Raw genomic sequence first — 22,327 nt, 5'->3', positions numbered from 1 at the left:
GTATTGGTATGATTACAAGCTCAGTGTTTTAGAGCTATGCTGATTTGAATGCTTCCAAAACCTTCTGCATCTTCATATGCCGGAAGTGATAGTTTTAGAGCTATGCTGATTTGAATGCTTCCAAAACTGAAGGTAACTACCTATAACGCTTTTATGGTTTTAGAGCTATGTTGATTTGAATGCTACCAAAACTTATAGAACTCCGGAAACTGGGAAGTGTCAATTAAAAAAATGAAAGTTGTGTGGCTAAAGAATAAACTTTGTTTTTTTCATCAGTTCGAAAATCCTTCTAAATTTTATGTACAAGTTATAGTATAATTGTGTTATAGTGATTTTTAATATTATGTAGAGTAGTGGGGGATTAAGATGAAATATTTCATAGGTGTTGTTTTTATATTAATAATGATTGTTGTCATAAATAAAACGCAAGATCAATTAAAAAATAATCGTATTTTTCAAAAAAAAATACAGGATTTTCAATTAAAGCATAAATTGTCTGATGCAGATCTCAATCTGTTTAAAAAAACAATGGGCGAAGCTAAGGATCAGATTATTGAATGGGAAATATTAGTCAATCAATCAAAACGTATGAGGCAAATTCCGAAAGTTTTAACCGCGATTAAGTCTGCAAAGGCAATCTTTCGGAGATTAATGGATAATCCTAAAAATATGACTGAAATGAACGATTTTCTTTATACAAAACTTCCAGGAATTTTAGATGCAACCAAGCGTTTTACAGATATTGAAAAATCTAAGATTGAAACAAGTGAGATTGGTCAATCTCTAAAAGTAATTACAAAAACGATTATGGTTGTGTCTGAGAGTATCATTGATGATTATGAAATAATTGTTCAAAAGGAAGCCGATGAAGTGACAGTTACCCAAAGAATAGTTGAGGATCAATAATGGCAAAAGATAATAAGAAGTTCTATGATTCATATGATGAATTATTTGAAAAACAAAATACAAAGAAAAATGTACAGAAAAATATTTTTTCTGATAAAAAAACAAAATCAAATCAAAGTCAGAATGCTCAAAACGAAAACAAACGACAAACTAAGAAGAAGAAAAAAAAGAAAGATGATTCTGCAATTGTGTATGTAATTATTGGTGTTGCAGTGGTCGTGTTTTTTGGTTATAAGTTGCTGGGAAGTGTCACAGACATTTTTCCAAGTTCTTCTTCAGATAGAGAATATGGAGATGTGACGCCGTTGCCTGATGCAGGAATCAAGAAAGCAGAAGCTGAAAATATTGATGTTGGAAATCCATTAGTTGTGGTTAGAGAGGATCGTCTGCTAAAAACAAATCGAAGTTGTGAGTTTGAAATTCAAGATAAAACTGAGATTAATAGTCAGACGTTGAATAAGTGGTCGGTGTTACCTACTACGAAGACATATGGCGATACAGTACCAGTACTGTCAATTCAATTATATGAAGACGGTCGTTCAACAGATTCGATCGATGTGAAGATTGCTAGTAATTTGATTAATGAGACAAATACCTATGTTGACCGAAAAGCAATTGTTAAGGCATTTCCATTGAAGGCGGTGGATGATGTCCAGACAGGCTATATTTTCGAAGCGAATCCTGATCGTTCAAGTTCGCGAGTAAAAAAATATTTTCTTTTTAAGGATGGTACAGGATTAATTTTAGATACTTATGAATATAAGGAAGACAAGGTTGAAGTGAATAAATTAAAGACATTAGTAGATTTCAAGAAGGAATTTAAAAAATCGATTGATAATCTTGAAAATAGTGTTAAATTCAAACCTGTGGATGATAAATTGAATGATGAAAAGGAATTTGAAGTGCAGACTTCTGAAGTAAAGAAGGAAGTAAAAAATTAAATGATTAAGATATAAAAGTTGTTGATCATGATCAACAACTTTTTGTTATTTAATTAGAAAATTTATTGATTACTATCGTTATATTTATTCGAGTCACAAACAATTATATAAAACAATCATTAAATAAATTGAAATAAACTATCTTTTGATAATAAATATTTTTTCATGGTAAGCTAGTGGTGTTTTTTACTTGAGAATGGTTCTCTTTTACTAGACGTAGTATGTAAAAATGTCGTAAAAACTTTGTTAACTAACAAACAGATTCAAGATTTGGTCACAGCGCTTATGAAGAAAACTTCACATTCTTAGAATTCTTTAAGAGTTTTATTAGGGAAAACTAAAAAAGTGTTTTAAAAAAAGAAAGCGGTTACTTAAAATGTTAATCTTAGGTTGTATAAAATTGATTGAGGAGGATTTGGAAAATGAAAAAAAGTACGTCACATTCAATGATTAAAAGTTTATTAGTCTGTGTTGCAATACTCGGAGTTGGACAAGTTTCAGTTCTTGCTGCAGATGGAAAAATCGAATTTTCAAACAAAGATGAAAAAGATTCGAAAGCAATTTCCTTAACAGATAAACAATCTTTCCAAGCAACAGTTGAACTGCCAGGTAAATCAAAAGCGGACTTAGAAAAAGTCGTTAAAAATGTTACTTGGAAGTTATCTCGTGAGAAGGGAGAGCAAGACCCTAAAGTATTCCCATATCAATATTTAGGTGGCGATTTAGAAAAATGGAAAACATTTCCAATTGCACTAGAAGAGGAAGTGACTTATCCAGCAGTACCGTTTTTCAAAGATATCAAAACAACAGTGGACAATGATAAAATTACATTAACATTTAACACTGAATATATGTATGGTGTAAATGGGATTGATGGACGTGCTCGTCCGCAAATCCGTAACTCAATTTTAGATTACACAGGTGAATATGAACTTGAAATGGTTGAAGATAAAGAAGTGTTAGCATCGACAACTGTCGAAGTAAAACCTTATGAACATTACCATTTATACAAAGGATTAGATGATTCATTAGTAGAATATGCAAAAATTGCAAATGAAAAAGGCATTTATGCAGAAGTAAAAGAATTTGGTAAATCAGCACAAGGCCGCCCTATGCAAGCCTTATTTGTTGCAGATTCTAAAAAAACAATCGAAAATTACCAAAAGATGAATGAAGAAGCAATGAAAGATCCTAAAAAAGTATTAGATGAAATTGAAGGTGGCAAAAAAGATTACCGCGTACCAATTTTATATAACAATATTCACTCAGATGAAAACCCTGGTGTGGATGCTGTAATGGAATTTACTAAAGAATTTGTAAATAATGCAGATGGCGAAATTCCATATCGTACTGTTAAAGATTTAACTGAAGACGGTAAAAAACAAGTAGAAAAAGAAAAAGAAGACCGTGGGATTAAATGGTCGGAATTGATTACGGATAAAGGTGTAACTGGTGTTGGTTATATTCGTGATGGTGTTAAGAGTGAAGAACATCCAGATGATCCAGATGCAGCTGCAAACCTTTCAGAAGGTCAATTGAAAAAATTCTATAATATTGAAAACACAACTGCAAATGTCAAAGATATGTTAGAAGATGTCTTCTTTATTTTAGTTCCTTCTGAAAACGTGGATGCTCATGCATTAAACGTTCGTACTAACGGAAATGGATTTGACTTAAACCGTGATAATACTTATCAAATTCAACCTGAAACACAAGCAATGACACAATTAATTGCTGAATGGAATCCAGTTAACTTATATGAAATTCATGGTTTCTACAATCAATTCCAAGTGGAACCAACTTCACCAACACATGATCCTAACGTAGAGTATGATTTATTTATTCAAAACTCTGTAAAACAAGGTGAAGCGTTCGGTGCGACAGCAATCGTTAATAATGATTCAATTAATAGTTTCCAAATGCCATTACGTGATTATTTGAAGAAAACTGAAAAAGGTGGATTCGAATGGGATCCATTTGATGGTATGTCAACAAGTTATACACCTCAATACTCTTATTTACATGGTACATTAGCATATACTGTTGAACTTCCTTATGGTAATGAAGATGCAACACAAGCAGCTAAATATGGTCTATTGAATAACGGTAAATATGTTGGGGAACGTAAAAAAGATTTCTATGGTAACCAATTAAAAGTTTGGATTCGTGGTGTTGAAAATGTGGATGCCGATGAAATTCGTCCTTACTACGTGAGTCAAAAAGATGAAATTGGTAAAGAAGCAGATGTCTTTAGAGAAAAACATGAAGAAAATAATAACTTCTTCCCAGAATATTATGTGATTCCAACTGATCCAGAACATCAACGTAACCGTCAAGCAACATCTGATTTGGTAACTTACTTACTACGTAATGATGTTAAAGTTGATGAGTTAAACAAAGAAACTAAAATTGGTAAAGCAACTTATCCAAAAGGCACAATTGTTGTGGATATGAAACAACCGAAACGTAACATGGCGAATGCCGCACTTTATGATAATATTGTAATTGAAAATTGGACATCACTTTACTCAGAACCTTTAACAGCTTTTGCTGATTTACGTGGCTTCTCAATGGATGTGATTACAACTAAAGATGCATTCAAGAAAGAAGAACTAACTGCTATTGAAGAATATAAACCATTAACTTCAGAAGTAACTGGTGAAGGTGATAATTTAGTTCTTAAAAACAACTCAATTCACGCGATTCAAGCAGTGAACGAATTAGTTAAAGGAAAAGAAAAAGTTGGTTTAATTGATTCAGGCGATTACGCAGGTAACTTTGCAATTTCAGAAGCAGAATTTAACAAAGTAAAAGATAAATATATCTTACAAGCAGTGAAAGTTAAAGAAGCACCAAAATCTAATGAAATTAAAAAATCTCCAAAAATCTATATTCCTGGTAAAGAAGAACCATTCATGGTTAAAGATGGTACTAAGGATGAAAAATTTGGTATGGATGGATACTTTAACCGTCTAAATACAAGCTTAAATTGGGATTTCTTCGCCTTTGAAAAACAAATGAACTTTGATTTAGTTGATAAAGTTGAAGATGCCGATGTCATTGTAGGTAACCAACCGTTATCAGAAGCAGAAGAAAAAGCAGTGAAAGATGGGAAACCATATATTGCTTTAGGTGCTTATGCATCTGATAGTGTTAAAAACTTAGACTTAGGTTTCGAATTCGAACGTGATGAAAACTTCGATTATGATGCATTAACAACAGTTGAATATGTAGATGACAGTATCATTACTGCGAACTACAAAAATGACAAAGATAACATCATGTATGGATTTGGTGGTAATATGATTACTAAAACACCAAAAGATGCTAAGGTTTTAGTTAAGACAACTAAAGATGATTTAATTGAAGGTTTCATGTCAGGCGATCATATCAAGAAATATAAAGGATCAACACAAGTCGTTGAACTTAAAAATGATAAAGTTGATGTGTTAGTATTTGCTAACTCAATTACAAATAAAGCACATCAACAAGATGATTATCGCTATGTTTCAAATGCACTATTCGCTATGGAACAAGGAGATAAAGTAGATCCTAAAGAACAAAGACAAAGCACTGGTAATCGTGCAATAATCTATGTGATTGCTGGTTTAGTAATTATTGGTGGTATTGGCTACTTCAAAAAACGTAATTCAGGTGAAACAGCTGAAAAAACAGCAGACACTACTACTACAACTGAAAAAGTTGTTGAAGAAGTGAAAGAAGAAACTAAAGAAGAAGTAAAATCTGAAGATATTGAAGAAGCTAAAGAAACGTCTGAAGAAGACAAAAAAGAATAATATAGAATGAACAAACCTCCCATACTTAAAAAGTACGGGAGGTTTTTTTAATTTATAAAATTATAAGACATCTTCTAAAGACCAAGTAATAATACCGTTATATTTTCCTTTCAAGTTTCCATCTGCAATGAGAATTTGTAAACCTTCATCAGAATTATTTAGTTTAACAGTATCAGTTGGAATTAAGCGATTAGATTTTTCCTGAATTGGCACACTTTCATTTGGATTTAGATTAATGTTGTTGTACGAAATAAAACCTCTAAATTTGACTAGTGTTTTTGGATCAGAAAAACCACTAAAATTACTTGATAAAGACCAATTGACTAAACAATCGGTTTCTCGTGATTCTTTTGTATTTTCGATGATAATTGAGGCATCATCGTTTAAAGAAATTTTATCATTCTTTTTCTTTAATTGATGTTTACCAAAGTTAACATTTGAAGGAACCGTCAATTCACTTTTAGGGAGATAATATAGATAAACTGTTGTTTCACCAGTGATTGGTTTTCCTGTGACATCCTCGTTTCCTTTTATAGCACGATAATCTGTATATGTATAACCAGGGCGATCTTTCATTTCTTGAACGAGTAATGTTTCGATATTTGTTCCTATCGGCACGTTTTCTTTAGTTGTTGGCGCCATTCGATCTTTGGAGTCCAATGCCTTAAATATCTGCTTATTAACTTCGCGGTTTAAATAATGAACAGTAACTGTTGTGTCACTTAAATCATAGTAAACTGCAATCTCATTTAAACTTGTTGAAACAGTTCTATTAATAGTATTTTCTGTTAAACCAGTTGTTTTTGTTCGATTTAAGTGATACTTATTGTTATTTAGTGTCGCTGGCACGTCGATAGAAATTTGCGTATTCAAGCGTTGATCAAATTCTTTTTTTGGAAGCTCAGGTTGAGGGTCCATTAATTTGTCGCCAAGATAGAAATTTACTTTCGTATTTTTTAGAACATGAACAGTGACCTCTTGACCAGCAATTGAATCGCCATTTTCTTTGCTTAATGAAAGATAAATAGGGTATGTACCAGGACCTTTAGCGGTAAAAAGTTTTGTATCAATTGCTTTACTTTCCCAGTTACTAAGATCAGTATTTTTAGGAATAACTTTATCTTCGATTGTTTCAGTGGCACTGTAAATGATTAAGCGAGCATTTGAATTTGACGGATTCTTAAATGTTCCGTTAATTTTAAATGTTGAATTTTCTTTTTCCTTCAATTCGAAGACTTTCTTATCGACTGTGAAGGAAGGTTTGGTACTTGGTTTGCGAATATAATTTACTTTAACTTGTTTGCTCTTTATATTTTGTGAAGTATAAGTTCCTTTAAGCTCATAATTTTCGGTGTTTGGTGTTGAACCATCGCTTGTTTCGACGACATAGTCAAAATCTGCTGCTTGGATAACTGAAGGAACACGGACACTATTTTTATTTTCAGCATAGCCATAGTATTCGTTAACCCAACCAAATGATTTGGAAGATTGACTTGAATCAATCTCTTGCCCAGTAATTTTATCATGGAAAGTAAATTTAATTTGTGGACGAACAATCACCTTCAATCCAGCGGTTCCCTTTTTACCTTGTTGGTCGACAATGGTGAAGAGAACATCGTTTTCTCCTATATTAAATTGAGTATGGTCGAGTGAAATATTTTCTATCACGCCGCTATCAGCATCGTTTTTTTTGATGTAATTGTCAACTTTATTCTGTTTGCCACCATTAACTTGAAAGTAAATGGTTCCTTTTCTAGAATTCGCTAGATAATCGTACCAAGAGATGGTTTCAAGTGTTATATCTTGTCCGTCATTGACTATAGCGTCATCAGTATCCAAGTAGATTTCAGGATTTTGATTAGAAGCAATTAATCCAGCAAGTAAACTAAATTGCGTTTTTTCACCTGGTTTTAGTTTGATTGGTTTTTGTTTGAAGAATACCCCTTGATCTCCTTTCCCAATCATTTTGTTATATAATGCTGTATCATTTTCAACACCGATACCATCTAAATCGTATTTAAATGGACTTAAAAATGAATCGTTGTATCCAGCTGTTCCATATTGAACTGCTGGAATTGTTTTAGATCTTGGAAATGAAAATGATAATCTTTGATTATTTTCACCCCGTTCTTCTTCAAAGTAAACACCGCGTCCTAAAGGCATACCTTTTATAGGAACACTTGGATCGTTTCTAAGATAAGCATCCATATAGTAATGAAGTGAAATATTTTGTTCGGTATTTTCGGTATTATACACATAGAAATCACTTCTAAATGCGGGCATATACGCGTCAGGGTAAATATGTGTTTCATAAACACTATTACCAATGGTCATAATAATATCATCATTGAATCTGGCTTTTTCTTTTGTGGAGTTACTTGCTTTTTTACTATCATCTTTTGCTAAGTCACTAGTGTTATTGACCGCAATCATGATTAGTTCTTCGCCTTTTTTTAAATATGTAATATTATTTGTTAGGCTAAATGTTGATTGAAAAGTTGAATTATTAATTGAAACATTATTTTTTTTGTTATATTCAACACTATTTGCCCATAAACCAGTTGAATTAAAATGAAAGCCGTTCCCACCATAATATTGAGTTTCAATCTTTTCTTGCCCTTCGTAGCCGACTAAATTAACAAGCGGTCGTGGGAAAACACCAGTTTCCTTATCGGAATTGGCAGTGTCAATTCCAGAAACGCGGTAACCGAGTTGTTTAGGTACTCCTTGATCGTTAAAAGAGTGCGTAATTGGTTTTCCTAAATCAGTTAAAGTTGGGCGCCATTCAGTCCACCCGTCTTCTAAATAATAATTAATGCGCTCTTGATATAATGTTCTAGTCCGTTGATTATGTTCAGGACTAAATTGGTTTGCTGCAGTGATTGTTTGAGGGAGAAAGAGTAACAATCCTATAATAAAAAAACATAATGTCGTGATGTATTTCTTCATTTAACCACTCCTTATTTATTTGAATTTAAAATAGCCTATCTTATTAATATACTATTGTAAATAAAATGTTCAAGTAATGGTTAAAAAATGATTATAAGTGTTTTTTTTTGTTTATTTGTCGCTTTAAGTGTGGTAATGAAACAAAATAGCGTTTCTCGTTTAATTTCACGATGTTTTCTTTCTCTCTATACATAGTAAAGCAGGAGGTTCATTTTTTTGATTAATAAACTGATACATAAGAACTGAAAATAGTTCTTGGGGTAAGTCGGTTACAAAATCAAGTACCTGTTGTTTTTCAAGTTTGCCGCCATCGTGGCCTGAATAGAGTACAACAATGATTCTTCCTTTTGGTGCAAGGTGTTCACATAAAATTTCAATCGAGCGAATAGTTGATTTACTTTGTGTAATAATGTTTTTATCTCCACTGGGTAAATAACCTAAATTAAAGACGGCAGCTTGAATCGTTTGGTTTGGTTGAAGCACAGTATTAACGAATTCGTGACTTTTGAGATGAAGTTGGACTTGCTTGTTGGCTTGTGCGCTTGTAAGGCGTTCTGAGGTGTTTTGGAGGGCCTGTTCCTGAATATCGAAGGCATCGACTTGTCCTTTAATGCCGACCAATTCGGCTAAGAATAAAGTGTCGTGTCCATTTCCCATGGTCGCATCAATCACATGATCACCTTCATGGACGACCTCTGTCAATAATTGGTGACTGAAATGTAAAGCAGATTTCAACATGATGATTAGACTCCTTTATTGGCAGCATAGATTCCTTGATAAGTACCGCGTTTTTTTAGTTCATGATCAATGGCATTTAAGACTTCCCATTTTTTTAAACTCCACATTGGTCCTATGATGGTGTCTCGTGGCGCATCTCCTGTCAAACGATGAATAATGATGTTTGGTGGAATTATTTCAAGTTGATCACAGATAAGATTTACATATTCCGTTTGTGATAGAAGTTGTAATCGTCTTTCTGTGTAATCACGCATCATTTTGGTATTGGTCATCAGATGAAGTAAGTGGAGTTTGATACCTTGAATATCAGAATCTTGAACAGTTCGTCGCACATTTTCAAGCATCATCTCATGTGTTTCACCAGGTAAACCATTGATTAAGTGTGTACAAACACGAATGTTTTTAGCGCGAAGTTTCGCGACACCTTCTAAATAAGTGTCATAATCATGTGCGCGGTTAATGAGTTGACTGGTTTTTTCATAAGTTGTTTGTAAGCCTAGTTCAACCCATAAATAAAAACGTTCATTTAATTCTGCTAAATAGTCAACAACATCATCAGGTAAACAGTCGGGTCGTGTACCAATTGAAACACCAACAATGCCTTCTTCATTTAGAACTTGTTCAAAACGATGGCGAATCACATCGACTGGTGCGTGTGTATTGGTAAAATTTTGAAAATAAACAATATATTGTTTACTGTGAGGCCATTTTTTATGCATTTGATCGACTTGCTTTTTGAATTGATCAGGTAACGGTTCAGTTGGCGCAATGATAAAATCCCCCGAACCAGATACACTACAGAATGTACAGCCACCATGGGCTACAGTTCCGTCACGATTGGGACAATCAAAGCCACCATCAATAGGGACTTTAAAAATTTTATCATGGAAATTATCTTGCAAGGCTTGATTCCAAGTGTAATAGCGCTTGTCTCGACCTTCTGTAAATGTAAACATTGACTTAAATTCCTTTCGTTAATTGTGCATGGTAGTATTTTAAAAAGAAAGGGTATGAAACGATTAACCATGTTAATCCAATTGACCACCCAGCAATAATATCCGTGGGATAATGGACACCCAAGTAAATCCGACTAATGCCAATTAAAAAAATAAACATAACTAGTATAGATTGTACTAAAATTTTTAAAGGTTTTTGTTTGATAAAGAATGGGACAAGTAAAAGAATGGTGCCATAAAAAATCATGCTACCCATGGCATGGCCGCTAGGAAAACTATAGCTTGTGGCATGAACCAGATGAAAATTTTTAGGAGGTCGCGGTCTTAAAAAGAGATGCTTTAAAACGACATTCCCAGCACCTTGAATCAGCACAACGTTAATAATTAACCACCAAGCACTAATTTGTTCTTTGAAGTAATAGAGTGCGGAAAAAACTGCTAAAGTAAGCACAATAATTGTTCCTGGATTACTTAGAGCCGTAATTGTCTTAAAAAAAATTGTCTTGGGTGGCGTGATCGTGCCACGAACTAGTTCGATTATTGGTTGATCAATTATTTGTAAGAAATTAGACTGAAGCAACACAAGCGCTGCGAGTACTATAAAAATAATGAAAGGTATGCTTGCAAGTGCCATGCTATTTTTTTTATTTGTAATCATTGTAATCCTCCTTGTAAATAAAGAAAAACTCTAAAGTTTAGAGTTTTTCAATTATAGCATATTTTATCTATAATGTTGGTCTAATCATATCCATAATGGGTGTCACCATCTTCTAATTGGACGACAGAAATGTTGCCATTTTGTGTTGTGACATCGAGTGCCGGTTTATCTTTTTTCTGTTCAAAGAGTTTCTGATTGTTTGCGTTAAGTGTTTCATCCATCACGTCAGTAATTACACCAGTTGAAGTTTTAAGAGTTGCGGTGGCATTCTTCCAGCCTTTATCATCAAGTTCGAGTGTGATATTGCCATGTGTTGTTTTTAATGTAACGTCATCATGTGTTAAAACAGTATGGAAGAAAATATCACTATTTTGCGTTTCGAGATTTGCTTTACCCGTATTGTGGTTGAGACTTAAGTTGCCATCACGAGTTTTTGCGTTAATCGTGCCACGAGTATTTCCTAAAAGAATATCGCCAGAAGTTGAATTTAAGTGATATTCTTTTGCTCGTGTGTCAAAAATAGAAAGGGCTCCATAGCTTGAATTAAGCGTAATTTTTTCGCTAATTTTCATGTCTCTTAATTCGATATTTCCAGTAGTTGATTCAATGTCGAGATTATTAGTATTAGCATCTTGAATGGCAACATCTCCATTGTTAGCTTTTATCTTTAGGGATTCTGAGTTGAAATCATACAAATTTAGGTTTAAGCGTTTTCCGTTAACTTCAATGTGTTTATATCCATTAGGCAACCGCAATTGAATCATGTCATTACTGACATCCGGACTAAAAATTGAAAAATTAAAATTATATTTCTTTTTAACGGTGTGATTGTTGATGGTTGCTGTTGTCTTATTACTATCTTTTTTGATTTCCCAATCTGTTTTGCCAACTGATTTTTGATCAAGGGGTAATCCAACCCGTTCCATGTGAACTTTGTTGTCATTAGATTTTGTAATTGTAACATTCGTATTTTGTTTAAAATCAAGGACTAAGGTATCGGATCCGTCAAAAGTAAAACTTTTTTTGATTTCATTTTTTTTGCGTATATCTTGCAGTTCTTGATAAAGATAAAAACTACCGACACCGCCAACAATAATAAATGCAACGGCTAAACTTAAAATGAGTTTTGTCATGCGCTTCATTAGCGACGGCCTCCCTTCATAACCAAGACATTCCATTTAAAGTATCCTTTTAATAGTTTGAATGAAATTTCAGTAACAGGTTTTAGGATCGTTAGCCCTATTAATCCGATACCACAAAGTATCAATGAATTTGTAAATTGGAATAGTGCATACGTACTAAAAGCTGTAATTAACCCAAAGCCAGCTAGAAATGGTGCTAAAGTAAAGCCAGCAACCATAATCCAACCACATAATAGTAATAACAGTAGGACGATGATCATCCACAACATGAAAAAGATGTTTAAAAAGAATAACCCAATGATTTGTGTGACGCGTAAAAAACCACTTGCGGGAGGTAATGGACTCTGTTGGGTTTGATTATATGGATGTGGTGAAGTTGGTGCTTCTTCAAAAAACTCTTGCCAACCTGTGTTAGTAGGTGGTGCATCTTCAAAAAAGAGATTTTTTGATTTCAAGATAGAAATGGCAATCTCTCGAGGATGTCCCAGTTCCTTGCTTATTTCGTATTCGGAAAGACCAAGAGCCTTCTTTTCTTCAAAGATGCTTTGATACAGATCAGAAATTTCTTGTTGTTCATCAAAAGATAATTGTTTGAGATGTAAACGTAATTCGATTAAGAAATGTTCTTGATTCATGACGGTCCTCCTTACTTTATAGTGTTGTTACTGTAAATATACAATCAAATAGTTCATTGAACAAGATGTAGAGCCAAAAATCAGTCTAAAGTATGAAGTAAAGAATTGATGATAAATTCTAAAAACGGTCGTTATTACTTGCTATCAATCCTGTCGCATGTTTTAATTAATTTGGACTACTTTTTTTAAATACCAACAGGGGAGGAAACAAATATTATGAAAAATGGGGAGTCAAACAGTTCTAAAACGAAACCAACGTTATTGAAAAGTGCATCATGGTTTGGTGTTACATTTATGCTATCATCTACATTTTTTGTATCAAGCTCAGCAACAGAGGTTCTTGCTATTGAAGGTGTTTCAAATGACCCAAACAAGGTAGCAGAACAAGAAAATAATAAAACAGATGTTAAACTTGCATCTTTTGATGTGAGTTCTAAAAAAGTTAACAAACAAGATATTATTAATTTAGACTTAAATTTTGTGACCGGTGTCGCGACTAATCTTGAACAAACAATTAGTTTATCACCAAATGTTTCAATCGTTACAGATAAAACAGAAGGTAAATTAGTTGATGATTTAGGCCAAGAAGTGGGCTCTTATCAAATTAATTTATCAATTAATCAACTAAAATTAGTATTTAATACTGTGAAAGATAGTAAAGTTCAATTACAAGTTCCTGTTGTTTTGAAAAATCAAGACATGAAAGAACAAACAATTGTTGTAAATATGAATGACCAGAAATATAATCAAACAATTTCTGTTAATGAAGATGTCGAAAAACCGACTGATGTTTCAACAGACAATCAAGAAACAACGTCAGGAGAAGTGCCAGTTGAAACGACAACTTCAACGTCAGAATTAGAAACGTCAAGTTCTGTTTTATCAACAACAACATCTACAACACAAACAGATCAATCTAAACTAACACAAAGTACAACAAATACGTCGACAAGTGCAACAAGTACTTCAACAAGTACAACAAAACCAACACAAAGCGCAACATCGTCGTCAACAACTCAGTCGACTGTGGTGAAACCTGCACCAAAACCAGTAGCACCACAAAAAGCAGCGGCAAAACCGGCAGCAGCACCTAAAAAACAAGCAGCTCCTGCTGTAGCGAAAACAGTTGTACCATCTGCGACACCAAGAGCAACATTACCAAAAACTGGTATTCCGCAAGATGATTTTGTGCTAACGGTAGCGCCTTATGCGCAACAAGTTGCAGGACGAAACAATTTATATGCATCAGTGATGATTGCCCAAGCAATATTGGAAAGTGGTTATGGTCAAAGTACGCTTTCTATGGCACCAAATCATAACTTATTTGGGATAAAAGGTTCTTACAATGGTCAATCGGTTACAATGCAAACTTGGGAACATCTTAATGGACGTGATGTTCAAATTTATGATAAATTTAGAAAATATCCTTCATATGAACAATCGTTCCAAGATAACGCCAATGTTTTAAAAACGACTTCATTTTCACCAGGTGTTTATTTCTACTCAGGCGCATGGAAATCAAATACGAATTCGTATCAAGATGCGACAGCTTGGTTAACAGGCCGTTATGCAACAGATCCAAATTATCAATATAAATTAAATGCTTTAATCGTCAAATATAATTTAACGCAATATGATACGCCCTATACAGGACAAACGCCAAATCCAATGCCGAACCCTGATAAAGGTACGAATGAGCCAAGCACGCCAAATCCATCTCAAAATGGTGGTACTTACCGCGTTCAAGCTGGTGATACGTTGTATGGCATTAGTTCACGTTTTGGTGTAACAGTTGCTGATATTAAACGTTGGAATGGTTTGTCGAGTGATTTAATTCTTGTGGGTCAAATGTTAAAAGTTGAAGCTCAAACTTCACAACCAAAACCAGATCCAACTCCGGAAGTAACGCCGACACCAGAAACTAAACCTAAGCCAAATCCAACAACACCAACCCAACCGACGACGCCTACGAATGAGTATGTTGTCCGTTCTGGTGATACATTATATGGAATTGGTAGCCGTTATGGTTTGTCTGTGTCACGTTTGAAACAATTAAATGGTCTAACGAGTGATTTAATTTTAGTTGGTCAAAGACTGAAAGTGACAGGATCGACCGGTCAGACTCAGCCAACAACCCCAACGCAACCATCGACAAACAATAATAACAATACAAAGAATTACTATGTGGTTCGTTCTGGCGATACATTGTATGGTATTAGTCGCCAATATGGTTTAAGTGTTCAACAATTAAAAAATCTGAATCAGTTGTCAGGAGATTTGATTTTCATTAATCAAAGATTGAAAGTAACAGGTTCAACAACAACAACTGTTAGATCAAATAACACATCAACAAACACAAATGCAGCAGATTATACTGTTCGTGCGGGTGATACATTGTATCAAATTGGTTTAAATAATCAATTAACTGTCAGTGAAATCAAACAATTAAATAATTTAACAAGTGACTTGATTTATGTTGGACAAAAGTTGAAATTGAAAAGTAATGCGGGAGCACCAAGTACGCAAGAAATCCAATTTAGTAGTAAAGGCTCAACACATCATGTACAACGTGGTGAATCGTTGTGGGCTTTATCGCAAAAATATGGCACAACAGTTGCCCACTTGAAACAGTTGAATCAATTATCTTCTGATATTATTTATGTGGGTCAAATTCTAAAAATTAAATAAGATATAAGAAAGATTGCAAAGTTTTTTTATATCTGATATGATGGCGTTAATATTAAGTTATGATGAAAAGAAGTAGTAAAAAGGAAAATTTTATAGAGAGTGCATGGTGCTGCAAATGCATAAATGGAACTTTTGAACTTGTCTGATCAACCATCATCTAACCGGAGCTTTTCCGTTATCAAGCATTTTGAGGTGTTTTATTATATATAAAACACAAACTTAGGTGGTACCACGTGAGATAATTTCGTCCTATAGACATATTACTATGTCTATAGGCTTTTTTTATTTTTTAAACATACAAAGGAGGATTATTAATGGTTTACAATCACAAAGATATTGAGAAGAAGTGGCAACGTTACTGGGAAAAAAATGAAACATTTAAAACAGAAGATTTTTCGGGAAAACCAAAATTTTATTGTTTGGATATGTTCCCATATCCATCAGGTCAAGGGTTACACGTTGGACATCCTAAAGGTTATACATCAACAGACGTTTTAGCTCGTTTGAAACGTGCCCAAGGCTTTAATGTGCTTCACCCAATGGGTTGGGATGCTTTTGGCTTACCTGCAGAACAATATGCGCTTGACACAGGAAATGACCCAGCTGAATTTACTGCTAAAAATATTGGCACATTCAAACGTCAATTTACTTCACTAGGATTTAGTTTTGACTGGAGCCGTGAAATAAATACCACAGATCCAGGTTATTACAAATGGACACAATGGATTTTTACAAAACTTTTTGAAAAAGGTTTGGCTTATGAAGCGGAAGTTCCAGTTAACTGGTGTCCAGCATTAGGAACTGTTTTGGCGAATGAAGAAGTCATTGATGGTAAGTCAGAACGTGGTGATCATCCTGTTTATCGTGTGCCAATGAAACAATGGATGTTAAAAATTACAGCTTACGCTGATCGCTTGATTGATGATTTAGAATTAGTGAATTGGCCAGATAGTATTAAAGAAATGCAACGTAATTGGATTGGACGTTCGGAAGGCGCAAATGTAACGTTTAAAATTAAAGATACTGACAAAGATTTCACTGTTTTCACAACTCGCCCTGATACATTATTTGGCTCAACTTATGCTGTTCTAGCTCCAGAGTTACCTTTAGTCCAAGAAATTGTAACGCCTGAACAAAAAGAAGCTATTCAAGCCTATATTGTTGCTTCTGAGAAAAAATCAGATTTAGATCGAACTGAATTATCAAAAGAAAAAACCGGCGTCTTCACAGGAGCGTATGCAATCAACCCTGCAAATGGAAAAGAAATGCCAATCTGGATTGCAGATTACGTACTATCAACTTATGGTACAGGTGCAATTATGGCAGTTCCAGGACATGACGAACGTGATCATGAATTTGCGAAAGCATTTGATTTACCAATTATTGAAGTCCTTGAAGGTGGTAATGTTGACGAAGCAGCCTACACTGAAGACGGTGCGCATGTTAACTCTGAATTCTTAAATGGTTTAAATAAAGAAGAAGCCATGGAAAAAATGATTTCTTGGTTAGAAAAAGAAAATGTTGGTAAAAAAGAAGTGAGCTATCGCTTACGTGACTGGTTATTCTCTCGTCAGCGTTATTGGGGTGAACCAATTCCAATTATTCATTGGGAAGATGGTACAATGACGGCTGTTCCAGAAGAAGAACTACCATTAATTTTACCAAAATCAAAAGATATTAAACCAAGTGGCACAGGCGAATCACCATTAGCTAATATGACTGACTGGATTAATGTTGTTGATGAAAAAACAGGTATGAAGGGTCGTCGTGAAACGAACACAATGCCACAGTGGGCTGGTAGTTCTTGGTATCATATTCGTTACATTGATCCAAATAATGATCAACAAATTGCTGATCCAGAAAAAATTAAAGAGTGGTTACCAGTTGATGTGTATCTTGGTGGTGCAGAACACGCGGTCCTTCATTTACTATATGCTCGTTTCTGGCATAAATTCTTATATGACATTGGTGTCGTAAACACTAAAGAACCATATCAAACGCTTTATAATCAAGGTATGATTTTAGGCGAAAACAATGAAAAAATGTCTAAATCAAAAGGTAATGTGGTTAATCCAGATGATATTGTTGAACAATTTGGTGCCGACACATTGAGATTCTACGAAATGTTCATGGGACCTTTAGATGCCTCTGTAGCATGGAGCGAAAAAGGTTTAGAAGGTAGCCGTAAATTCTTAGACCGCGTATGGCGTCTCTTTATTGATGAAAATGCAGTCGTTCGTGACCGTATTACAACATATAATGACGGTAAATTAACTAAAGTTTACAATCAAACTGTCAAAAAAGTAACAGAAGATTACGCCCAGCTTCATTTTAATACAGCTATTTCTCAATTAATGATTTTCATTAATGAAGCCTACAAAGCAGAAGTTCTACCAGTTGAGTATATGAAAGGTTTCTTACAATTATTAGCACCTGTTGCACCATTTATTACTGAAGAACTATGGGAACGTATGGGTGAAAAAGAAAGCATTAGTTTAACACCTTGGCCAATGTATGATGAAAACGAATTGGTTGAAGCTGAATTAGAAGTTATTATTCAAATCAATGGTAAAGTTAGAGCTAAAGTGATTGTGGCTCGTGATTTACCAAAAGAAGAACTAGAAGCAATCGCTATGGAAAATGAGCAAATTAAAGAGCAACTTTCAGGAAAAACAGTTCGTAAAGTAATTGTGGTTCCTAACAAATTAGTGAATATTGTAGCAAATTAAAAAAGGCTAAAAAAATAAACATAAAAGTGTTTGCATATCTGTCATAGAGTCGCTACAATTAAAGCAGTATGAGAAGAAGAAAGTTGGATATGTTCATGTCGAATCAAACAAACGCCTCAGTAGAGGAACAAGAGTTACACACGAAACAAAAAATGGTTCGTGGGTCACTCTGGATGACTTTGGGTAGTGTAATATCTCGCTTGTTAGGGGCCGTTTACATTATTCCATGGTATGCGTGGATGGGTGAAAATGCGAAGATTGCGAATGGCTTATTTGGAAAAGGATATAATGTTTACGCATTATTTTTAATGATAGCAACGGCGGGTATTCCCGGAGCCGTAGCCAAACAATTGTCTCACTATAATTCGTTAAATGAGTACGGTATTAGCCGTCGACTATTTAAGCGAACGTTAGTCATTATGGGCGTTTTTGGCCTTCTGTTTTCCGGGCTCATGTATTTTATTTCACCAATATTAGCTGCAGGTAATCAGGATTTAGTTCCGGTGATGCGCTCATTAAGTTGGGCAGTGCTGATTTTCCCTTGTATGAGTGTTATTAGAGGGTATTTCCAAGGAAATCAAAACATGATGCCATCAGCAGTTTCGCAAGTCGTAGAGCAAGTTGCGCGTGTCTTTTATATGTTGTTGATGACATTCATTATTATGAAAGTACAACAGGGTGATTATGTTGATGCTGTTGTTCAATCAACTTTTGCTGCTTTTATCGGAATGGTCGCTGCTTTTGCTGTGTTAATCTATTTCTATATGCGTCAAAAACCCGAAATGGACCGATTAATTGCCGCAAGTAATAATAAAATGTCGATCTCTGAAAATCACATGATTACAGAGATGATTAAACAAGCAATTCCTTTTACAATTGTAGGATCGGGTATTACTTTATTCAAATTGGTGGATCAATTTACATTTGAACCAATTATGGCAAGCTTTACTAATTATTCTGGCAAACAACTTGAAGCACTCTTCACATTATTTAGTGCCAATCCAGATAAATTAATTATGATTACTATTTCATTAGCGACAGGTGTAGCGGTGACTAGTTTGCCACTAGTAACTGAAGCCTTCACGTTAAAAAATGAACGTGGTTTAGCAAAATTAATTGAAGATAATATTCAGTTATTGTTGTTTATCATGATTCCAGCAACGTTGGGTATGATTACATTAGCAAAACCAATGTATGTATTGTTCTATGAACCAGATGTATTAGGAATCAATTTGTTGATTCAATCATCAGTTGTGGGGCTTGTGATGGGCTACTTTATTTTAGTCTCAACGACACTGCAAGGTTTATATAAAAATACGGATACGATTGTGATGTTGATGATTGGTTTAGGTATTAAATTAGTGGTTCAATATCCATTAATCAAAGTATTTGAAGTTTATGGCCCACTTATAGCAACGGCTATTGGACTTACTGTTTCAAGTATATTAATTACTAAAGGGATTCATAAAGTGGCTAAATTTGATTATTTCGTCATCCTAAGACGGACACTATTGATTACCATTTTTAGTGTTGTTATGAGTTTGGTTGTCCTAATTAGTCGTGCCGGATTAAGTTTGTTCTTAAATCCAGAACGAAAATTCCAAGCGATGATTATCGTTTTAGTTGCAGTCTGCATCGGTGTTTTAGTATATGCCTATCTAGCATTAAAGGTTCGCTTAATTGATCATTTAGTTGGTCCTAAGGCTGAAAAATATCGTGCAAAATTAAAAATTAAATAAAAATATCGAGCCAAGACGACGTAGAATATAGTTGTCTTGGTTTTTTTAAAAGGAGAGGCCGAAATTGCGTTTAGATAAGTTTTTGAGTCACACTGGTTTTGGTAGTCGCAAAGAAGTGAAAGAACTCTTAAAGAAAAAACAAGTTTCAGTGAATGGCAAACTCGTTAAAGATGGTAAGGTATCAATTGATGAGAACCATGATCAAATTTGTGTTGCAGATGAGAGTGTCTTTTATCGTAAAGATGTTTATCTCATGTTGAATAAACCTCAAGGTGTGGTTTCTGCTACACATGACGCTGAGCATCGAACGGTGATTGATTTATTATCATCGGACTATCATCATTTTGAGCTATTCCCAGTAGGACGTTTAGATAAAGATACGACGGGATTTTTGCTTTTAACAAATGATGGTGAATTAGCACATCAGTTATTATCGCCAAAGAAAAAAGTGCCTAAACTTTACCGAGCACTTGTTTCAGGTATCATGACGTCTGAAGATCAAGCTTTGTTTAAAGAAGGAATTGATATCGGGGAGCCAAAAATCTGTTTACCTGCAGAACTAAATATTTTGAGTATCGATCAAGAAACACAAGAGTCATTGATTGAACTTGAAATCGTGGAGGGTAAGTTTCATCAAGTGAAACGGATGGTCAAAGCTGTAGGGAAAGAAGTCAAGACACTCCATCGTCTTAGTATGGGTGGACTACCGCTAGATCCTACGTTAAAAGTTGGTCAATATCGAGAATTAACTGCGCTTGAAGAAAGCCAGTTATTAGCGAAATTATCAGACAAATCAGTAAAAAAATGATATTATAAATCTATATCAATCGAGGAGGATTTCTCTATGACAATTAATTGGAAAAAAGAAGTGGAAGCTCGCCGTGAAGATTTAATGGCAGATTTATTTACATTATTAAGCATTCCAAGTGTGAGAGAAGATGAAAAGGCGACAGCGGATGCTCCATTTGGTCCTGGACCAAAAGACGCTCTTTTAAAATTTTTAGAAATTGGTGAACGTGACGGGTTTGTGACTAAAAATGTGGATAACTACGCAGGTCACCTTGAATATGGTGAAGGCGATGAATTATTAGGTGTAATCGGTCACTTAGATGTGGTACCAGTAGGACCGGGTTGGGATTCAGAACCTTTTGCACCAGAAATTAGAGACGGACGTCTTTATGCGCGTGGTGCTAGTGATGATAAAGGACCTACAGTGGCAGCTTATTACGCGTTAAAAATTATTAAAGAATTAGAGTTACCTGTTTCAAAACGTACACGTTTAATCGTGGGTACTGATGAAGAGAGTAGCTGGCAATGTATGGACCACTACTTAGAAGTTGAAGAAAAACCTGATTTCGGTTTTTCACCAGATGCAGAGTTCCCAATTATTAATGGTGAAAAAGGGAATACAACAATTTTAATTGAAACTGGTGGGAAAAATGAAGGCACATTATCATTAATTTCTTTTGCATCAGGTATGCGTGCAAACATGGTACCTGAGAGTGCGGAAGCAGTTGTTGAAGTGAGTGGTGACATTGATGCCTTTGCTTCAGAATACCAAGCGTATTTGGAAGAACAACCAGTTACTGGTGAAATTAAGATTGATGATAAAACGGCAACGCTTATTTTAAATGGTAAAGCAGCACACGGTGCAATGCCAGAAAAAGGGATTAACGCAGGAACATTTTTAGCAACATTCTTGAGTGATTATGATTTTTCTGATGCGGCTAAAGATTATTTAACAATCATTGCTGACTTTGTCCACAATGATACAGAAGGTGTAAAATTTGGAATTGCTCATGAAGATGATATTATGGGTAAACTTTCAATGAATGCTGGTGTCTTTAACTTTGACCACAATAAAGATGTGAACACTGTGACGCTTAATTTCCGATATCCTAAAGGAATGGATGGCGCATCAATTGAAAAAGCAATTCAAGAAAAATTAGTTCATACAACTGCAAAAGCGGTAGAACAACCTGGCGGAAAAGCACCTCATTACGTGCCAATGTCAGATCCATTAGTGAAAACATTACTAGAAACATATGAAGATCATACTGGTCTTAAAGGCCATGAACAAGTGATTGGTGGCGGAACATTTGGTCGTTTACTTGAAAGAGGCGTAGCTTATGGAGCTATGTTCCCTGATAGTATTGATACAATGCATCAAGCCAATGAATTTATTTCAGTTGCTGACTTGATCAATGCAACAGTGATTTATGCTGATGCAATCTATCGTTTAATTAAATAAATCTAAAAAAATCGTCTGTGGATATTAAATGCTACAGACGATTTTTTTGACTAAAATGTGAGTTACCCACAAGGGGAACTGTGGATAACTCTGTGGACAATGTGGATAATTTGTTGAAAAGCAGGTATAAAAGAGTTTCTAATGTGTATAAGTGTGTGTGAAACTAATCAAGTTATACACAAGCCTTTGGTAAAACTT

The 22,327-nt window shown here is 34.6% G+C and carries 14 protein-coding genes, 1 CRISPR repeat array and 1 other annotated feature (1 of these 16 only partly in view); of the genes, 8 read left to right on the top strand and 6 right to left on the bottom strand.

Annotated features, from left to right (window positions below; all coding sequences use genetic code 11):
- Nucleotides 1–192: direct repeats of the CRISPR family, unit length 36 nt; unit sequence GTTTTAGAGCTATGCTGATTTGAATGCTTCCAAAAC; it reaches 305 nt to the left of the window's first position.
- A gap of 174 nt (nucleotides 193–366) precedes the next feature.
- The 3 genes from ESZ54_RS11470 (at nucleotide 367) to ESZ54_RS11460 (ending at nucleotide 5,644) form a co-directional block, all read left to right on the top strand.
- Nucleotides 367–906, top strand: a complete 540-nt coding sequence (locus ESZ54_RS11470; RefSeq protein ID WP_136137793.1) for a 5-bromo-4-chloroindolyl phosphate hydrolysis family protein — start codon at nucleotides 367–369, stop codon at nucleotides 904–906.
- Entirely contained in the window at nucleotides 906–1,847 is a 942-nt protein-coding gene (locus tag ESZ54_RS11465) for a hypothetical protein (RefSeq protein ID WP_136137792.1), read from the top strand. Before ESZ54_RS11470 ends, ESZ54_RS11465 begins: the two co-directional genes overlap by 1 nt.
- A 422-nt stretch (nucleotides 1,848–2,269) precedes the next feature.
- Nucleotides 2,270–5,644: a M14 family metallopeptidase gene (locus tag ESZ54_RS11460; protein ID WP_136137791.1), complete on the top strand. Its 3,375-nt coding sequence runs from the start codon at nucleotides 2,270–2,272 to the stop codon at nucleotides 5,642–5,644.
- A 60-nt stretch (nucleotides 5,645–5,704) separates the two neighbouring features.
- Here ESZ54_RS11460 and ESZ54_RS11455 read toward each other — a convergent pair whose 3' ends face one another.
- The 6 genes from ESZ54_RS11455 to ESZ54_RS11430 all read right to left on the bottom strand — a co-directional run bounded on the left by ESZ54_RS11455 (nucleotide 5,705) and on the right by ESZ54_RS11430 (nucleotide 12,722).
- Entirely contained in the window at nucleotides 5,705–8,593 is a 2,889-nt protein-coding gene (locus ESZ54_RS11455; protein WP_136137790.1) for a hypothetical protein, read from the bottom strand.
- A gap of 165 nt (nucleotides 8,594–8,758) precedes the next feature.
- Nucleotides 8,759–9,331, bottom strand: coding sequence for a tRNA 5-(aminomethyl)-2-thiouridylate-methyltransferase MnmM (mnmM, locus tag ESZ54_RS11450; RefSeq protein ID WP_136137789.1), 573 nt, complete (start codon nucleotides 9,329–9,331; stop codon nucleotides 8,759–8,761).
- A 5-nt stretch (nucleotides 9,332–9,336) separates the two neighbouring features.
- Nucleotides 9,337–10,287, bottom strand: coding sequence for a tRNA modification radical SAM protein MnmL/YtqA (gene mnmL, locus ESZ54_RS11445; RefSeq protein ID WP_136137788.1), 951 nt, complete (start codon nucleotides 10,285–10,287; stop codon nucleotides 9,337–9,339).
- 4 nt (nucleotides 10,288–10,291) lie between these two features.
- Nucleotides 10,292–10,945, bottom strand: a complete 654-nt coding sequence (locus ESZ54_RS11440) for a phosphatase PAP2 family protein (RefSeq protein WP_136137787.1) — start codon at nucleotides 10,943–10,945, stop codon at nucleotides 10,292–10,294.
- Between the two features lie 80 nt (nucleotides 10,946–11,025).
- Entirely contained in the window at nucleotides 11,026–12,087 is a 1,062-nt protein-coding gene (locus ESZ54_RS11435) for a DUF4097 family beta strand repeat-containing protein (RefSeq protein WP_162615181.1), read from the bottom strand.
- Nucleotides 12,087–12,722, bottom strand: coding sequence for a DUF1700 domain-containing protein (locus tag ESZ54_RS11430; protein WP_136137785.1), 636 nt, complete (start codon nucleotides 12,720–12,722; stop codon nucleotides 12,087–12,089). The genes ESZ54_RS11435 and ESZ54_RS11430 overlap by 1 nt, the downstream gene beginning before the upstream one ends.
- Nucleotides 12,723–12,938: 216 nt before the next feature.
- Here ESZ54_RS11430 and ESZ54_RS11425 point away from each other — a divergent pair, with 216 nt between their 5' ends.
- The 5 genes from ESZ54_RS11425 to pepV all read left to right on the top strand — a co-directional run bounded on the left by ESZ54_RS11425 (nucleotide 12,939) and on the right by pepV (nucleotide 22,129).
- Nucleotides 12,939–15,410 (top strand): muramidase family protein, encoded by a 2,472-nt coding sequence (locus tag ESZ54_RS11425; protein ID WP_136137784.1) that lies wholly within the window; start codon nucleotides 12,939–12,941, stop codon nucleotides 15,408–15,410.
- Nucleotides 15,411–15,463: 53 nt separating this feature from the next.
- Nucleotides 15,464–15,665 (top strand) — a binding site (T-box leader).
- A 59-nt stretch (nucleotides 15,666–15,724) separates the two neighbouring features.
- Entirely contained in the window at nucleotides 15,725–18,139 is a 2,415-nt protein-coding gene (leuS, locus tag ESZ54_RS11420) for a leucine--tRNA ligase (RefSeq protein ID WP_136137783.1), read from the top strand.
- A 95-nt stretch (nucleotides 18,140–18,234) separates the two neighbouring features.
- The gene (locus tag ESZ54_RS11415) at nucleotides 18,235–19,878 is read left to right on the top strand and encodes a putative polysaccharide biosynthesis protein (protein WP_136137782.1); all 1,644 of its coding nucleotides are present in this window, start codon (nucleotides 18,235–18,237) and stop codon (nucleotides 19,876–19,878) included.
- 64 nt (nucleotides 19,879–19,942) lie between these two features.
- Complete coding sequence (locus ESZ54_RS11410) at nucleotides 19,943–20,686, top strand: pseudouridine synthase (RefSeq protein WP_136137781.1); 744 nt, start codon at nucleotides 19,943–19,945, stop codon at nucleotides 20,684–20,686.
- Nucleotides 20,687–20,722: 36 nt separating this feature from the next.
- On the top strand, nucleotides 20,723–22,129 hold the full coding sequence (gene pepV, locus ESZ54_RS11405) for a dipeptidase PepV (RefSeq protein ID WP_136137780.1): 1,407 nt from the start codon (nucleotides 20,723–20,725) through the stop codon (nucleotides 22,127–22,129).
- Nucleotides 22,130–22,327 lie beyond the last annotated feature (198 nt).

The sequence above is a fragment of the Vagococcus silagei genome, from assembly GCF_004795745.1.
GTDB classification, from domain to species: domain Bacteria; phylum Bacillota; class Bacilli; order Lactobacillales; family Vagococcaceae; genus Vagococcus; species Vagococcus silagei.
This window is presented reverse-complemented; position numbering and strand designations above follow the sequence as displayed.

Bases quoted from the DNA above. Each gene is read 5' to 3' on its own strand.
- ESZ54_RS11455 (WP_136137790.1), bottom strand. From the start codon at position 8,593: ATGAAGAAATACATCACGACATTATGTTTTTTTATTATAGGATTGTTA.
- pepV (WP_136137780.1), top strand. From the start codon at position 20,723: ATGACAATTAATTGGAAAAAAGAAGTGGAAGCTCGCCGTGAAGATTTA.
- ESZ54_RS11470 (WP_136137793.1), top strand. From the start codon at position 367: ATGAAATATTTCATAGGTGTTGTTTTTATATTAATAATGATTGTTGTC.
- leuS (WP_136137783.1), top strand. From the start codon at position 15,725: ATGGTTTACAATCACAAAGATATTGAGAAGAAGTGGCAACGTTACTGG.
- ESZ54_RS11430 (WP_136137785.1), bottom strand. From the start codon at position 12,722: ATGAATCAAGAACATTTCTTAATCGAATTACGTTTACATCTCAAACAA.
- ESZ54_RS11425 (WP_136137784.1), top strand. From the start codon at position 12,939: ATGAAAAATGGGGAGTCAAACAGTTCTAAAACGAAACCAACGTTATTG.
- ESZ54_RS11460 (WP_136137791.1), top strand. From the start codon at position 2,270: ATGAAAAAAAGTACGTCACATTCAATGATTAAAAGTTTATTAGTCTGT.
- ESZ54_RS11435 (WP_162615181.1), bottom strand. From the start codon at position 12,087: ATGAAGCGCATGACAAAACTCATTTTAAGTTTAGCCGTTGCATTTATT.
- ESZ54_RS11440 (WP_136137787.1), bottom strand. From the start codon at position 10,945: ATGATTACAAATAAAAAAAATAGCATGGCACTTGCAAGCATACCTTTC.
- mnmM (WP_136137789.1), bottom strand. From the start codon at position 9,331: ATGTTGAAATCTGCTTTACATTTCAGTCACCAATTATTGACAGAGGTC.
- ESZ54_RS11415 (WP_136137782.1), top strand. From the start codon at position 18,235: ATGTCGAATCAAACAAACGCCTCAGTAGAGGAACAAGAGTTACACACG.
- ESZ54_RS11465 (WP_136137792.1), top strand. From the start codon at position 906: ATGGCAAAAGATAATAAGAAGTTCTATGATTCATATGATGAATTATTT.
- mnmL (WP_136137788.1), bottom strand. From the start codon at position 10,287: ATGTTTACATTTACAGAAGGTCGAGACAAGCGCTATTACACTTGGAAT.